This window comes from Shouchella rhizosphaerae, from assembly GCF_900142675.1.
GTDB lineage: Bacteria > Bacillota > Bacilli > Bacillales > Bacillaceae_D > Shouchella > Shouchella rhizosphaerae.
The window spans coordinates 379,334-394,308 of sequence record NZ_FRBS01000002.1 but is presented as its reverse complement, the minus strand read 5'-3'; the positions used below and the strand labels follow the sequence as shown (position 1 = coordinate 394,308).

Below are 14,975 nucleotides of genomic sequence, written 5' to 3'. Positions count from 1 at the left end.
TTACAATTAAATCGGTCGAGAACTGCCTATTTGTTCATAGTTAACAGCTGTTTCATCGCTATAAGCTCTTCTTCCTTCGCAACAGCAATGCTTTTGTCAAGATACTTGCTCGGCGTTAAGTCGTGGTACGCGTGCATCGGGACAATATGAACATGAAGATGGGCTTGGTCAAAACCGGCAATGGCAACGCCGACTTTCTTAGGTCGGAGCGTATCATCCACCTGTTTGCTTAAGCGCCTAACTGCTTTCATGACATCGATATATTCCTGTTCTCCCAGCGTATGGAGTGCTTCCTGGTGCCTTTTTGGAATGACAAGCATATGTCCTGGGTTGATTGGCTGAATATCTAGAAAAGCGATAGCTTGTTCGTCTTCATACACAATATGACTTTTTACTTCCTTATTGGCAATGGCACAAAATAAACACGTCATTCGGATATACATCTCCCTCGCTTTAAAGTTTTTAACTTTCAGCCTACGTAATGTGGATGGCTTTGGCAATAGTCTATTGTTTAGTTATTCCTTATAGGACCGTCTTCCTTCTTGTATACGAATGGAGCAAAAAAGAATTTGATTATTGCTACCATTCTCAAAAAATCCTGCCCTTTTACGGAAATATGCTATTCTAATAGTGTGTGAAAAGGAGAGTGATGGCCATTCAATTAACGACTTACACTGACTACGCGTTGAGAGCACTTCTCTATGTCGGCAGTTTGCCAGATGGCGAACGTACACAAGTGAAAGACATTGCCTCAGTCTACAACATTTCATTGAATCACCTACAAAAAGTCATCCATGACCTCGGCAGAAAAGGCGTGCTCCACACGATTCGCGGTAAGAATGGCGGCATTGCCCTTGCCCACAAGCCTGTTGATATCAATATTGGCAAGTTAGTGCGCGAACTGGAAGATGTTCAACTCGTTGAATGCTTTCGTGACAACAACAACTGCCTAATTTCGAATAGCTGCAAATTAAAAGAAGCACTAGCTAAAGCGCAGCATGCCTTCTTCCAGGTCCTTGACCAATATTCACTAGCTGATTTTCTCGAAAACAAGGCCGATTTGTATGCGCTGTTCAAAATCGCTGGCCAAGAAGAGCCACTCACACCTTAATCCGTATTCACACCTAGAAGAAGAAAGCAGGGATCATTATGGAAGATCGTTCAGCTGCAGCATTGTGGCAATCGTTTAAAAGCCGTTCTCAAAATGTGCCAGATCACTATGAAGCTTGGGCATTCGGCAATACGGAAGAAATGGCCGATGAGCTAGCTGAACTCGTACTAGCCGGGAAGAAAACAGCTACTTCTTCCAATTACACGCTGTATGAATTGGAGCAAGAATCGCTGCCAAAAGTTGGTCAGCATCATGTCCTGCTTAACGGCAAAGGGGAAGCTGTCGCTGTGATCATGACAACGGCTGTCACGGTCATTCCTTACAATCAAGTGACAGAAGAACATGCTTTTTTGGAAGGAGAAGGAGACCGCTCCCTTGCTTATTGGCAAGATGTGCACGAACCGTTTTTTACGCAGGAGCTTGAAACTCACGGGCTTGCCTTCCACCCTAAAATTCCGGTTTTATGCGAACAGTTTAAAGTCGTGTATCGGCGCTAAAAAGAAAAGAAGCTGGCTTTCTTAATAGAAAAACCAGCTTCTTTTCTATGGTTGCGATGTTGACTTTGCTTCGTTCGTCTTCCTTCCACATGTTTTTACATTTTGTCATTCACCGCTTTTATGTCGGTTAAATCCAATTTCGGCTTTCGGTTGTCATCAAGCAACCCGTTGATTTCTTGCTGAACGTCTGTAATTTGCGTATAGCAAAAACCGGATACATAAGGAAGTGCTTTTATCGCATCGGTAATCGCTTCATAGCGCTGCAGAAACGCTTGTTTCGTTGCGACTTGGTTGCCGTACCCCCAGCCGTCTTCCGACTTAAAAGCAATGCCGCCATATTCACTGATTAAAACAGGCTGGCCATTATAGTGGTAGCCTTCGGCGAATGGATACTTGTCATGATTATGAGGGTAATGGTTGCTTAAGAGCGCGTCTTTGTCCTCATATCTTGCCAGAAACGCTTCAGCAAACTCTTCATAGTCGTGAAGCGTGATTAAATCAGAAATGGTATGCTCCCAACCGTCATTTGCAATAACAAGGCGCGTCTCATCTATCGACTTTGTCAAATGGTAAATCGCTTCAGTCAATGCTTGTTGTTGTTTGCTTTTTAACACGTCTTTGATGCCCCACGACTCATTAAAGGGGACCCAGGCGATAATGGATGGGTAATGGGCAAGCTGGCATACGACTTCCTGCCATTCGCTCGTAAAAGCGCCCACTGCTTCTCGGGAGAAGGTATAAGCAGATGGCATCTCTGCCCAAACGAGCAAACCTTTCTGGTCACATAAAGCATAAAACCGTTCGTCTTCAATTTTTTGATGTTTGCGCACGCCATTAAACCCCATCGCAATAATTGCGTCAATATCTTGTTCAAGCGCTTCTAACGATGGCGCTGTCAAGTGCGTATGTGGCCAATAGCCTTGGTCTAGAATCAATTTCTGATAGATGGGGCGATTGTTTAAAAGCACTTGGCCATTTTTCGTCGAAATTTTCCGCAAACCGAAGTAAGAAAAAGCTTCATCTACCGCTACTCCGTCTTGATAAACAGTAAACGCCACATCGTATAAGTGAGGATGTTCTGGCGTCCAATGGGCCACTTTCCATTCATGGATGTCAGCGTCTAAATCAACTGTTAGTTTCAAGTTGCAGCTTTCAGGAGAAAAAGACAGGCGGCGCACTTCTTTTCCTCGGAAAGAAACGACGGTTTCGATTTGCAGCCCCTTAACATTGGCCGTATTTAGTTCATAATCAAACTGAACGGCATGTTTGTCAAAATCCGGTGTAATTGCAACGTTTTTTAAATAAGTATCAGCGACAAACTCCAGCCATACGCTTTTCCATATCCCGGTCGTTTGTACATACCAGCAGCCGAAATTTTCGTCGGTCCACCGTTGCTTCCCTCGTGGTTGGGATGTGCTTTCGCTGTCTTCTGCCCTGACAACAATCTGTTGTGTTTCCCCTTGTTTCACATACGGTGTTATATCAAAAGAAAACGCAGTATTCCCGCCAACATGTTCACCTGCAACTTGCCCATTGACCCATACAGTTGCTCGATAATCAACTGCTTGGAAATGAAGCAGAACACGTTTGCCTTTTTGTTCAGTTGGAATGGTGATGTTTCGGCTGTACCATACCACAGGGTGAAAGGCAGTCTCGCCAATGCCGCTTTCCGGCGATTCATAAGAAAAAGGCACACGAATCTTCTGGGAAAATGCGCTCTTCAACTGCCACTTTTCGAAGACACCCTTGTTTTGGTCATCAAATTCAAAATCCCATGAGCCATTTAAATCGATCCAGTGTGTGCGCACGAGTTTTGGACGCGGAAATGCTTTGTCTGCCCATGCCATTTGCCAGCACTCCTTTCGGGTTTTTATCTCCAGTTAAATAAAGCGCTTTCAACCAATCGCAGCATTTAATATCAAAAAATATGTTTACAAACATATTTTTTGTTTAGGTAGATCATACGCTTCCCTATCTTCATTGTCAATATTTTTCGGTAAAGAAAGCCGCCCTGATGGGCGGCTTTCTTCGGGTATGATTTATAGGTTTGAATGGGTGGTTGAATTGGACGAGGGCGTCTTCATTGAGTTTATAAAAAATGAAAGCCTGTTTTAGGCACGGTAATAGTTTAAAACGTCTTTCCAATTCGCAGGCTTCTCCCCTTGCAGATGAACAGCAGCCATCTCGGAGAGTTCGACCAGTTTTTCTTTAGCCGCCTTGGTTAAATCTGAATTGATTCCGACTTCCTTAAGCATGTCAACGGAGTTCTGAAGTTCATACGCTCTTCTTTCGGCATGAATGGCACTACTAGTCACAAGGCGATTTAATGTATCCATAAAGTTATGGCTATCCATCGTTTCAGCTAACGAGCTGAGTACTTCTTGAGACACATTGTACGTTTCAGAAGCTTGTAATGTCTCCAAATAGAGACCGACAATCCCTTTCATAAATATACTTCTAATTAACTTAATGGCGGAAGCATCCCCCGCCTTACTTCCAACTTCAGAGATATTCATATGGTAAGGTGTCATTTTGTCGATAAACTCCTGGATGCCGTTACCACTCGCAGAGATAGGGACTTTGTGTTTATACACCGGTAAGGGACCTAGCATAGCCGCATCAACAAAAGGGATGTTTACTTTTTCTAACTCCTTTTCAATCTCTTGTTTTATGGAAGGGTTGGAGGCAGATACGTCTACATAAAGGAAAGACTCTCCTTTTAATTCAGACCGAATATTTAAACTGACCTCCAGCGCCTTGCTGGCCGGTACAGCCACAAAGAGAACATCCATATCTGTAATAAGCTCTCTAACACTCGCCACTAGTTGAACATCCGCTTCCTCTGCACGTTTTTTTATTAGGGCGCCCGCCGTCTTATGGCTAATCATAACGTCATATGCCTTAATATGCTTGAGCCCCTCTTTTCTTAAACCATTGGATAATTCATAGGCTGCTTCTCCAAAGCCTAAAAAACCTACCTTCATTATTATCACCTTTCTACGTTAAAGACCTTATTTATCTATTTTCTTTTGAACATGATAGTTCATTTGGGTCAGTATGCTATCTACTTCCTTTAAGCGTTTGGAAATGTATTCGGTCTTCTCAAGAGAAAGGGAACCGATCAGGTAATCCACTATAAATATAGAAGAAACGATTGAGTTGTGAGAGGCTATGCTATCAGCTGGACAGGCAAAAACTAGGTCTGCGTATGAACTTAAAGGCGAAGAAAATTTATCCGTTATGGCAAGGACGCTTGCCCCTTTTTTCTTAGCTTGCTCAGCGTAATGGAGTAGACGTTCTCCATATCTAGCATAGCTCACAACAATCAGTAGATCGTTCTCCGTAAAGGAAATGACATCGTCCACCCAGTCACTTGAGTCTGCAAGTGTTAACTTTGTATTTCCTAGCATTCTATTTAAATTGTGAGTTAAATATTGCGCTACCGGCAATCCGCTTCGAACACTTGTACAATAGATTTGTGAAGCCGAACAGATCAATTTGACCGCTTCATTAAGGTTGGTTTCAACATTCAATTGGTTTGCTTTTTGGATTTGTTCCAGTTGCAGCTCATAATGATGCAACCAACTTTCATTATGAGAAAGATTTTTCAAGTTTTTTTCTAATCTAATTTGTGGGGCAGCCTCTTCCTTTAAATGAGCTTGTAGGCTCTTTTGAAAGGCCGAATAGCCTGAATAACCTATGTTAGACATCAGACGCATCACCGTTGTTGTACTTGTTCCGACATTGTTGGATAACTGGCCAACTGTCATAAACCCAACTTCCGAATAATGATCAATCATATAGTCAACGACTAGCTTTTGAGATCTCGGTAGCGAACCAGCACTCTCTTTTAATACTTCCAAAGGATTTTTCATGTTTAGGCCAACTCCTAAAGAATAATAAAGTCTCTAAAAAGCATATCTAACTTCGCTTAGAGTGTCTATTATCCTTGCAAAGAGTTCAGCGTAATCACAGTTTCATCCGCGCCAACTTATCTACTCTAGCCACTTTGGTTTGATATTTCCATTAGCTATACTTTCTAGTCGCGCCTTTTCATATTTCGCTTTTTCCTCTGCTAATTGAAGCGCGTTTTCTACATTGGCCCTTGGTAACACAATGACGCCGTCCGCATCACCCATAACAAAGTCTCCTGGCTCAACCTTTAACCCTCCACAGTTTATTGGTTGGTTTATGACGCCTGGCCCGTTTTTGGTTGGGCCAGCTGGTATCGCACCACGGCCAAATACAGGGAAAGAAGAAGTAGACAGCGTCTGAACGTCTCGAATCAGTCCATCAATAATAAAGCCATTGAGCTGTAGAGCATCTGCTGCAGCCACCATAAGTTCTCCAATAACCGCTCTTTTTTCATTTCCATTTGCACTAACAACTAACACATGGCCTGGTCGAGAATGATAAATAGCATGATGCACGGCAAGATTGTCGCCGTCTTCAACCTCAATGGTTACAGCTGAACCTACTAAAACACGATCAATGTTGAATGGTTTAATTAAGTGGTTCATTTCAACCGGAATATCCATGCCATCACTTATTAAGGTTGTGCTTAATTTTTTGGCTCTCTTTACCCAGTCATCAGGCAGCACTTCTGGCGCCTGATTTTTCTCTATATTTCCCATGTTAACTCTCCCCTTCCTTTCGTTTAGGTTTTTTAAAGTAAGAAAGCAAATATCCAGAAAACGCTGCAATCGATGTCATAAAATAAACAATGCTAGCTAGATGCTCGTCTAACCCTACAACCCAACTTCCTTTTAATGCAAATAGACCAATCATTTGCCCAAACACTAACACAGCACCAAGCAATGTAAATAAAAAGACTGACATAATAAAAATCATTAGAATTATTTTTCTCATCATACCCCTCCTACAATGGTATAGGGATAATACCCATACCGATTAACCAGCTGATAATCATTAATGGAATCGTGTAATAAATTAGCAAGGGGACATACGTTTTTTCCGGTCCCACCCTTGCCATACCTGTTGCTACATAAATGGGGCCTGAAGTTGGCGTACTTCCTTCTGTCGCACCAAACATCATGATGGTAACAACGGCCAACAGTGGATCCACACCGACCGCCGTTAACGCGCCAAACGAGGCGAGACCAATTGTGGCAATCGTTGCTGATGTAGCAAGGGGAGTCGCAACTAACGTAATAATGATTCCAACGATAGCGATCATGAGCCATTTTGGTACAGCAAATGACATCATTAACGTTTGCAATTGTTCCGTTAAACCAATTTCATTTAAAACCGCACTTGTCGCAAATGTAAAAATTAAAACAGGGCCAATTACGTAATAGGATGGTGCAGTGTCTTCAAAAAACTTTACCCATTGGCTCTTTCCTTTAGGCAAGTGATTTCGACCTACTATTAATGTAAAAACGATCATAAATACTGGAACCCAAACAATGAACGACATGGCATTCATCGCCGTCTCCCCAACACTTTCAACGGAAGCATACCATTTAGCAAGCGGACCAAAATGAATAATTAACGGCAGGATAATCCCTAAAAAAATGAGTAAAGATGTCCAGCCTTCTGAGAACGATTTACCTATTGGCTGAATTAAATTAGGATGCACAGACTGTATGTTGTATTTCTTCGTCATAATAAACACAACGACAACCCGATGAATCAATGCATATAGACCGGCTATATATAAAGCGATAAATAAATCACCTTGCCCAACGGTTGCGGCAACGGGGGTAAATCCTAACATAATAAACATGGTGGAGTTAGGAGGAATAATACTACCAAAGCCTGAGTTTCCAGCTACGATCGATGCCGCATGCTCTTTCCTCCAGCCAGAACGCTCCATCCACGGTATTGTAATCGAACCAGTTGTCGCAGCAATACCAGATCCAGATCCAGCAACTAGAGCAAAAAGCCCTGATCCAAACGTATTGACGTACGCTGCTCCACCTGGCAATCGACCAATCAGGGAGTTCAAAATTTGAATGATTCTTCCAATTAATCCCGTGTAATTAATCAATTGAGCCATGAAAATAAACGCCAGAGATGCAAAAACGACCGAGTGTGTGAGCCCTTTCATTAAGCTAGGAAGAAATAGCTCAAATGCTTGACTTCCTGAAAAAACTAGGGTAACGACGAATCCAAGTATCATGGCTTCTCCAATATTTCGCTTTGTAAAAATAGCCCAGAACAAAACAATGGCAATGAATGATAGTAGCGCCCAAACGGCTGTACCCATATAATCAGCCCCTTTCAGTATAAAATATTACTTTTTAATTTTAAATAGTAATGAATATTACATGTTCGTTAGTCTAACATGAAACGCTTTTTATGTAAACGCATTCATTGATTTTTATTGCGGAGGTTTATCGCCCATTCGAAAAACGGATAGCTCGCATCCGACTTTGCTTTTCGATAAAATACAGATTGACCATATTAAAAAAGGAAGTGGCAGAATGCAATCAATCAAAGGAAAAGTGGCGCTTATTACAGGAGCGGGACGTGGAATTGGCCGCGCTACAGCCGAGGCTTTTGCGAAAGAAGGAGTCCATGTTGGTCTTGTTGGCCGTACGCTAGAAAACCTTCAGAAGGCTCAAAACGATTTGGCACAATACGACGTGAAAACAGCGCTCGCAACAGCCGATGTTGCCAATTTATCTTCTATTTCTGCAGCAGTAGCAGCGATTCGTGAGGAGCTTGGGGCCATCGATATCCTCGTAAACAACGCGGGTATTTCAAAGTTTGGCGGATTTATGGATTTAACTCCCGAAGAATGGACCGATATTATCGATGTGAATGTGAAAGGGGTGTATTACACAACGCGTGCAGTATTACCTGAAATGATCGAGCGAAATTCAGGTGACATCATTAACATTTCCTCAACTGCAGGTCAAAAAGGTGCGCCGGTTACGAGTGCCTATACAGCCTCTAAAGCAGCAGTGATTGGCCTTAGTGAATCACTAATGATGGAAGTTCGCAAAAAAAATATTCGTGTGACCACTCTCACACCAAGTACAGTAGCAACAGATATGGCGAAGGATTTGAACTTAACGGATGGCAATCCCGATAAAGTCATGCAACCAGAGGATTTAGCAGACTTCATGGTCGCTCAACTCAAGCTTCATCCTCGTGTCGTTCTAAAGCATGCCGGACTTTGGTCTAACAACCCTTAAGAGCATCAACAGGAAGGCTAGGTCATCACTTCAGTTACACGAGAAAAAAGAAGTACGCTCATCGGATGAGCGTACTTCTTTTCTTTCCACTTCTTGGCTAATTTTGTCCCGCCTCTACTCGTCAAATTCAATGACTAATTTCAAGTCTTGGGGATGATCGCCAAACTCTTTTCCAAATAAATTGATGCCGCCTTTATGGAGCGCATTTTCCTTAATGCCGATACGAACCGTAATGCAAGGATGATCCTCTAGTTGCAAGTCGGCAATCGTGACTGGATTAATAGGCAAATGGTCAAGCAACGCTTGTTTTTTCGTCACCGTCCACGTTTTAAGGGCGCCATATTGTGTTCTCGTATTGTGAAACCAAGTTGGCGGGTTTTGCTTACCTGGACGGTCGCCAAAGTCCCCTGGGCTTGTCCATGTGCCAATATCAACGCCATTTATCCAAACGGTAATGTCAGACGGCCAGTCATGATCATAGTTAGGCGCTTCTGAACACAACTCACAGGAAAACAGCAAGCTGGCTATTTTCTGTTTTGGTTTTAGGGCAAACGGAAATTTATACTCAAAAAAGCCAGTCCTCGTCCATATCATTTGTGCAGTTGAACGGTCTGGATGGTAAAATTGGACAGGATCGTCTTCATTTAAAACGACGCCATCGCTGTTTGCCATGCCGCATGTCGGCGTAACAGAAAAGTCAACATAGTGCCCAATTGGCATATTGATTTCGTATGTGCGCTTTTCAGTCCTTTGGCCACCATCATTTAAGGCAATATGGATGTCATCAAAGTTGCGTGTACACACTTTCATGGCACCGCGGCTAGCTGGGCGCAGTTCGGTTAAAATGAGCCCTGCCTCTTGTAGGACGTTCACGTTGGAAGCCGCTGTAGAAATCGGGATGCCGATGAGGGTAGCTAACTCATGCACACTATATGTTTCCTTGCTTAGTAGTTCAACCATGCGGACGCGGACATCCGTCGACAACGCATGGCACACCTTGCGCAATCTCACTGGTTCATGAATGGACAACTCTAGCAAAAAACGACACCTCCAGTTTCTTTCATTTTAGCATATACGGATCCAGCCTCCTTTTCCATAGCTTTTTTAGCTTCTTTATTGCTTCACGGCTAAGTAAAAATCCGAAAGTAAAACGGATTGCATCCACAATCCGTTTTGTTTAGCCTATTATTTTTTGTCGCTCAGCATCTTATCGTTAAAGCCAAACAGCCAAGTGAGCACGAAGGCAATGACGATCGCTGTTACGTTGCACAAAATATAGAGTGGAAGCTGGCTATTCAAATACAATAGCGTGCCTGGAATGACTGTGATGGCCATCCCCGTTGCACTTAGCTGGAATATTGAAGCCATAAAGCCCCCAACGCCTCCGCCGATTAAGCCCATGACGAACGGCTTTACATACCGCAAGTTTACGCCGAATATAGCCGGCTCTGTGATGCCGAGAAAGGCCGAGAACGAAGAAGGCAAGGAAAGCGCCTTTAATTTGTTGTTTTTCGTTTTCAGGCCGACGGCAAGACAGGCTGCGCCTTGTGCCGCTATTGCGGCTGTGACGATCGCGTTGAATGGATTGCTTCCCGTTTGTTCGAGAAGTTGGATTTCCAAAAAGTTAAAGATATGATGAACACCTGTAACCACAATAATTTGATTGAAGAAACCGATTAGGAGCCCAGCGATCCCGAACGGCAGACCCAGCAAATAGGTTGTCGCGTTTAGGACGACTTCTTCAAACGAATGAAAAATCGGGCCAATGGCAAACAGACCGAGTGTAATCATGACCAGCAATGTTAAAAACGGCGTTACGATCAAATCGATTGCTTCAGGAATCCGCTTTCTCAAAAAGCGCTCAAACTTTGCGCCAATAAGCCCGATAAAGAATGCAGGCAAAACCGAACCTTGATAGCCGACCACAGGTATGAAACCAAACATAACAAGCGCTTCCTCGGAGCCGTTGGCAACACTGTAGGCATTCGGTAGTGCCGGGTTTACGAGCATCAATCCGAGAACAATACCGAGCACCGGACTGCCTCCAAAAACTCTAAAGGCCGACCAGGCTACCAAGGCAGGCAAAAATGCGAACGCCGTGTCTGTTAATATTTCTGTGAACATGAGAAAATTGGCCGAAATATCGACAGGCGTCATGCCAAACCAAGCTAGCACCGTTTCTTGTGTGAGCAGGCCGCGGAGGCCCATGAACAATCCTGTTGCCACCAATACTGGAATAATCGGTACAAAGACATCACCAAAAGTGCGGATCGCTCGTTGAAATACATTGCCCGTCTTTTTTGCTTCTGATTTTAGTTGGTCTTTGCTTGTGCCTTCCACGCCTAAGCTCTCAATCGCTTCAAAGACTTGGTTGACAGTGCCGGTTCCAAAAATAATCTGGTACTGGCCAGAGTTGAAAAACGCGCCTTTCACTTTGGCGATATTTTCTACTTTTTTCTCGTCGATCTTCTGTTGATCGTGGACCATAATGCGAAGCCGTGTCGCACAATGGGCAAAGGAAGCAATGTTGTCTCTGCCGCCGACGGCTTCAATGACCTGCTTGGCAATTTCCCGATTGTCTACTCCCATATCATTCATTCCCTTCTATATCGTTTCCCGCATGAGTCAAATCCCACTTGGTAGCTTTTAAGTGGGCATTGCCTTTGTTTACGAAAAAACGGATTCCCTTGCTGTCGGGCTGTGGAAAAATCCGGCTTGTAAACACTTCTTCGCCGTCGTTGATAAACAATTCGACTGAAGAGGTGTCGACAAACAAGTGAAATTGAATCTGTTCTGCCACTAGCCTGCAGGACCGAGTCGCCCCGTAGCTACTGTTGATTATTTCTCCTGCCATTGAACGATCCATTGTTACCTTCTGCATAACGGTATTATAAGTAATAACGGTACGCTCTTTTTCACTGGAGCGGATTTCAATTCCGACGGCTTCGGCCTCGAGTGGATCAAATGTACAGATCATCTCAAAAGCGGCGCCGGCAATGCCATCATACGTTTTTGCTTCATTCGTTAACGTATCCTGTACGTCGCTTCGCTTTTGTCTCAGCTTCTGTAGTTCTACTACTGGCTTCTGTAGCAATTTGCCGTCGCATAACTCCAATGTTCTCGGCAAAGTTAAACAATGTGCCCAACCGTGGGAGTCTGTTGGATAGCCAATCTCCGGCTGCCCCATCCAAGCGACCATAATTCTCCGCCCTTGCATATCTTTCATCGTTTGTGGCGCATAAAAATCAAACCCTCTATCCAGCTCATGAAAGCAGCCATGGCTAAAAACAAGCGTTTCTCGATTCAAAGGCTTGCCAGTGACGTAGCCCGACTGATACAGGTTCAAAAAGCGATCGCCTTCAGGGGCTAAGCCTTGGGGACAAAACAAGAAAACACCTTGTCCGTCCAGCTCGAAATAATCTGGGCATTCCCACATATAGCCGAAATCATTCAGGTTGGTGCCCATCTCCCCAACGAATCGCCATTCCAACAAATCAGGCGACTCATACACGACGGCAGTGCCTGTGAAGTCATTCCGCTGAGTGCCGATGACGCAGCGATACATATCGTCGTCCTTCCACACTTTCGGATCACGAAAATGGGCTGTATATCCTGCTGGAACTTGATCAATGACAGGCTTCTCCCATTTTGAAACGGCTCGATTTTCATCCATTACAGCGATGCACTGGGACGTTTGCCTGTTCCAATTCTCGTCCCTAGCATTCCCTGTATACATTAAATGCAATTGTGAGTCTTTGACGATGCCACTTCCTGAGTAAACGCCATGGGAGTCAAAAGACGTATCAGGCGCGATCGCTTTCCCAACATTGCGCCAATGGACAAGGTCTTTTGAGGCCGTATGGTACCAGTACTTGAGCCCATGGTACGTTCCAAGAGGAAACCACTGATAAAAAAGATGATACTCTCCTGCAAAATAAGCAAAACCGTTAGGGTCGTTTAGCAAGCCGGTAACAGGCTGAATGTGATAGGTTTGCCTCCACTCGCTTTCCTTCACCTGCTTTTGCAAAGCAGCGATTTCTTCAGGAGAAGCCTGTTCTAGGCGGCGGTATTTCTGTTCTCTGTCCATCCTTCTTCTCCCTTGCTGATCTATTCTGTCGTTTTTTAGGAACCGGTTCCAATAAGGTGAAAAAATAATGAACACAGTTCCAAAGCCTCTGTACCTCTTCGGAACCGGTTCCATAATTAATATAATCGATGTATACTCTTGTTGTCAACGCTTTCACGCTCTATTAATTCACATTGCAGGACTGTAAGGCGGTCAACACGCTCATCGTGAACAAGTTTTATAATATGCCGTGCGGCCAAACGCCCGCCTGCCGCATATTGATATTTCACCGTCGTGAGTCCTGGGTGTATCACTTCCGTCACGTCATACCCACCAATGCCCGTTACTGAAAGATCTTCTGGAATTCGCCATTCTTTCATATGGGCCGCCTTCATAACGCCGAGTGCAATACTGTCTGTGGCGCACACAATGGCGGTTGGACGCTGCCCAGAACCGTCCAAAATCGTTGAAGCCGCTTCTACCGCAGCCGCAACCTTAAAGCCGCTCTCATAAAACTGAGCCGTGGCGCCGCTTTGCTCCTTCAGCGCTTTTTGGAAGCCGCACTTCCGCTCAACGCCTACCGCTACGTCCTGTTCCGTTACACCTAAATAGGCGATACGATTATGCCCTTTAGACAAAATGTAGCGACCGATCTCGTACCCTGCTGCATAATCATTGTAAATAATACTGTGTACGTTCGGATGCTGCTGGCCGTGAAAAATAACAGGAATGCCGATCTCCTTAATGGCCGCCAAATGAAAATCGGTAATTTGAGTAGCCAATAGGACGATCCCTGATATTTTTTGCCTTGCTAAGTCATATAAGGCCTCAATTTCACGGGATAAATCCTGGTTTGTGTTAATGATAAGCATCTGGTAGCCATTTTCTCTAAGCTCTTCTTCCATACCCGTAACAGTCTGTGCCACTGAGAAAGAATCAAGCCGGGGGACGATCACACCGATGATGCTTGTCTTCTTTGCTTTTAAGCTTTGTGCGAACGAGTTCGGAATGTATCCCGTTTCCTTGATTACTTGTTCGATTTTAAGCCTTGTCGTATCGCTGACTGAACCACCATTTAAATAGCGAGATACCGTGCTTTTGGCTACCCCTGCGATTTTGGCGATGTCTGCAATTGTAATGTTCATTCGCTCCCTCCAGCTGGCCTGTTTCTTGCCCGCCCTCCTGTTGGAATCGTTTCGATTTGGCTATACACTTTGCTCTCCCTTTCCTAACTATCTCTCCTTCCTTAAATATAACATGTTGGCAGATGAGAGCAAACCGAGGCTATCACCAAGATCTACTGGATTACCGGGAGCAATAGATAAAAAAAGAAGCACGCTGTTCACTAAGAACAGTGCTTCTTTTTTTATCTTTGAAAACAAGTGTAGGTATGGATCCTCTACCCTTCTCTATCTCCAAAAAGTAATTTGCTCTGGACTTAAACGAACAGAGTCATAGCCTTGTTCTGCCGCCTTTCCAATTGAAAGAATTAGCACAGGCGTGTATCGTTCTGGGTCTAACGCAAAAGCCTCTGCTAGTTGATCGGCCTCAAAGCCTCCAATTGGATTTGTGTCGTATCCGTATGCTCTTGCGACGAGCATGAGTTGCATCGCAAACAAGCCACTATCCACTTTAATGACATCGTTGATCTGTTCTTTCGGTAATGTTGGGTAATGGGACTGAATGGCGGCCAATTGCTGGTCGCGAACTTCTGCTGGCATCTTCCCTTCATCCACCGCTTTATTAAAAATGTACTCGGCATTTTCATAGGACTTAAAGTCCGCAAACACTAACAACATTGCCGATGAAGTATCATTTTGCTTTGTGTTAAATTTAACGAGCGGACGAAGCTTTTCTTTGCCTTCATCACTATCGACTACAACCAAACGCCAAGGCTGCAAGTTCGCAGAAGATGGAGCCGACGCAGCATCCTCAATGATACGTAGGAGCTCCTCTTTTGGTATTTTATAAGTCGAGTCATACGTCCGAATCGAACGGCGCCCCTTGATAATTTGCGTAAAGTCGTTGCTTTTTAATGTAGATGACATCGGTATCCCCCACTTTTCCTGGATTTAGTGAAGCATTAAGCACTTCACTACAAAAATCCTAAACTATAAAGTATACTTCATAGCAAGAAA

15 protein-coding genes are annotated in these 14,975 nt (G+C 44.0%); 3 read left to right on the top strand and 12 right to left on the bottom strand.

Annotation, left to right across the window (positions count from 1 at the left end):
- Nucleotides 1-26: 26 nt before the first annotated feature.
- Nucleotides 27-443: an HIT family protein gene (locus BUC05_RS07970; protein ID WP_081427682.1), complete on the bottom strand. Its 417-nt coding sequence runs from the start codon at nucleotides 441-443 to the stop codon at nucleotides 27-29.
- Between the two features lie 206 nt (nucleotides 444-649).
- On the opposite strand from BUC05_RS07970, the gene BUC05_RS07965 reads away from it, so the two are divergent.
- Entirely contained in the window at nucleotides 650-1,111 is a 462-nt protein-coding gene (locus BUC05_RS07965) for an Rrf2 family transcriptional regulator (RefSeq protein ID WP_279626601.1), read from the top strand.
- 38 nt (nucleotides 1,112-1,149) lie between these two features.
- Nucleotides 1,150-1,608: an ASCH domain-containing protein gene (locus BUC05_RS07960; protein WP_011248591.1), complete on the top strand. Its 459-nt coding sequence runs from the start codon at nucleotides 1,150-1,152 to the stop codon at nucleotides 1,606-1,608.
- A gap of 95 nt (nucleotides 1,609-1,703) precedes the next feature.
- Here BUC05_RS07960 and BUC05_RS07955 read toward each other — a convergent pair whose 3' ends face one another.
- The 6 genes from BUC05_RS07955 to BUC05_RS07930 all read right to left on the bottom strand — a co-directional run bounded on the left by BUC05_RS07955 (nucleotide 1,704) and on the right by BUC05_RS07930 (nucleotide 7,837).
- Entirely contained in the window at nucleotides 1,704-3,455 is a 1,752-nt protein-coding gene (locus tag BUC05_RS07955) for a glycoside hydrolase family 2 protein (RefSeq protein ID WP_011248592.1), read from the bottom strand.
- A 264-nt stretch (nucleotides 3,456-3,719) separates the two neighbouring features.
- The gene (locus tag BUC05_RS07950) at nucleotides 3,720-4,592 is read right to left on the bottom strand and encodes an NAD(P)-dependent oxidoreductase (RefSeq protein ID WP_035206170.1); all 873 of its coding nucleotides are present in this window, start codon (nucleotides 4,590-4,592) and stop codon (nucleotides 3,720-3,722) included.
- Between the two features lie 27 nt (nucleotides 4,593-4,619).
- Nucleotides 4,620-5,483: a MurR/RpiR family transcriptional regulator gene (locus BUC05_RS07945; protein ID WP_035206169.1), complete on the bottom strand. Its 864-nt coding sequence runs from the start codon at nucleotides 5,481-5,483 to the stop codon at nucleotides 4,620-4,622.
- A 120-nt stretch (nucleotides 5,484-5,603) separates the two neighbouring features.
- Complete coding sequence (locus tag BUC05_RS07940) at nucleotides 5,604-6,242, bottom strand: S-adenosylmethionine--2-demethylmenaquinone methyltransferase (protein ID WP_011248595.1); 639 nt, start codon at nucleotides 6,240-6,242, stop codon at nucleotides 5,604-5,606.
- Nucleotide 6,243: 1 nt separating this feature from the next.
- The gene (locus BUC05_RS07935; protein ID WP_011248596.1) at nucleotides 6,244-6,477 is read right to left on the bottom strand and encodes a hypothetical protein; all 234 of its coding nucleotides are present in this window, start codon (nucleotides 6,475-6,477) and stop codon (nucleotides 6,244-6,246) included.
- A gap of 10 nt (nucleotides 6,478-6,487) precedes the next feature.
- On the bottom strand, nucleotides 6,488-7,837 hold the full coding sequence (locus tag BUC05_RS07930; protein WP_011248597.1) for a TRAP transporter large permease subunit: 1,350 nt from the start codon (nucleotides 7,835-7,837) through the stop codon (nucleotides 6,488-6,490).
- Between the two features lie 217 nt (nucleotides 7,838-8,054).
- On the opposite strand from BUC05_RS07930, the gene BUC05_RS07925 reads away from it, so the two are divergent.
- On the top strand, nucleotides 8,055-8,771 hold the full coding sequence (locus tag BUC05_RS07925) for a 3-ketoacyl-ACP reductase (RefSeq protein WP_011248598.1): 717 nt from the start codon (nucleotides 8,055-8,057) through the stop codon (nucleotides 8,769-8,771).
- A 114-nt stretch (nucleotides 8,772-8,885) separates the two neighbouring features.
- Here BUC05_RS07925 and BUC05_RS07920 read toward each other — a convergent pair whose 3' ends face one another.
- The 5 genes from BUC05_RS07920 to BUC05_RS07900 all read right to left on the bottom strand — a co-directional run bounded on the left by BUC05_RS07920 (nucleotide 8,886) and on the right by BUC05_RS07900 (nucleotide 14,885).
- On the bottom strand, nucleotides 8,886-9,809 hold the full coding sequence (locus BUC05_RS07920; RefSeq protein ID WP_011248599.1) for an ArsR/SmtB family transcription factor: 924 nt from the start codon (nucleotides 9,807-9,809) through the stop codon (nucleotides 8,886-8,888).
- A gap of 147 nt (nucleotides 9,810-9,956) precedes the next feature.
- Nucleotides 9,957-11,360 carry a sucrose-specific PTS transporter subunit IIBC gene (locus BUC05_RS07915; RefSeq protein ID WP_011248600.1) on the bottom strand — a complete coding sequence of 468 codons (1,404 nt, stop codon included), beginning with the start codon at nucleotides 11,358-11,360 and terminating at the stop codon, nucleotides 9,957-9,959.
- Between the two features lies 1 nt (nucleotide 11,361).
- Nucleotides 11,362-12,858, bottom strand: a complete 1,497-nt coding sequence (locus tag BUC05_RS07910) for a glycoside hydrolase family 32 protein (protein ID WP_011248601.1) — start codon at nucleotides 12,856-12,858, stop codon at nucleotides 11,362-11,364.
- Nucleotides 12,859-12,974: 116 nt separating this feature from the next.
- Nucleotides 12,975-13,982 (bottom strand): LacI family DNA-binding transcriptional regulator, encoded by a 1,008-nt coding sequence (locus tag BUC05_RS07905; RefSeq protein ID WP_073304504.1) that lies wholly within the window; start codon nucleotides 13,980-13,982, stop codon nucleotides 12,975-12,977.
- 264 nt (nucleotides 13,983-14,246) lie between these two features.
- The gene (locus BUC05_RS07900) at nucleotides 14,247-14,885 is read right to left on the bottom strand and encodes a nitroreductase family protein (RefSeq protein WP_011248603.1); all 639 of its coding nucleotides are present in this window, start codon (nucleotides 14,883-14,885) and stop codon (nucleotides 14,247-14,249) included.
- Nucleotides 14,886-14,975 lie beyond the last annotated feature (90 nt).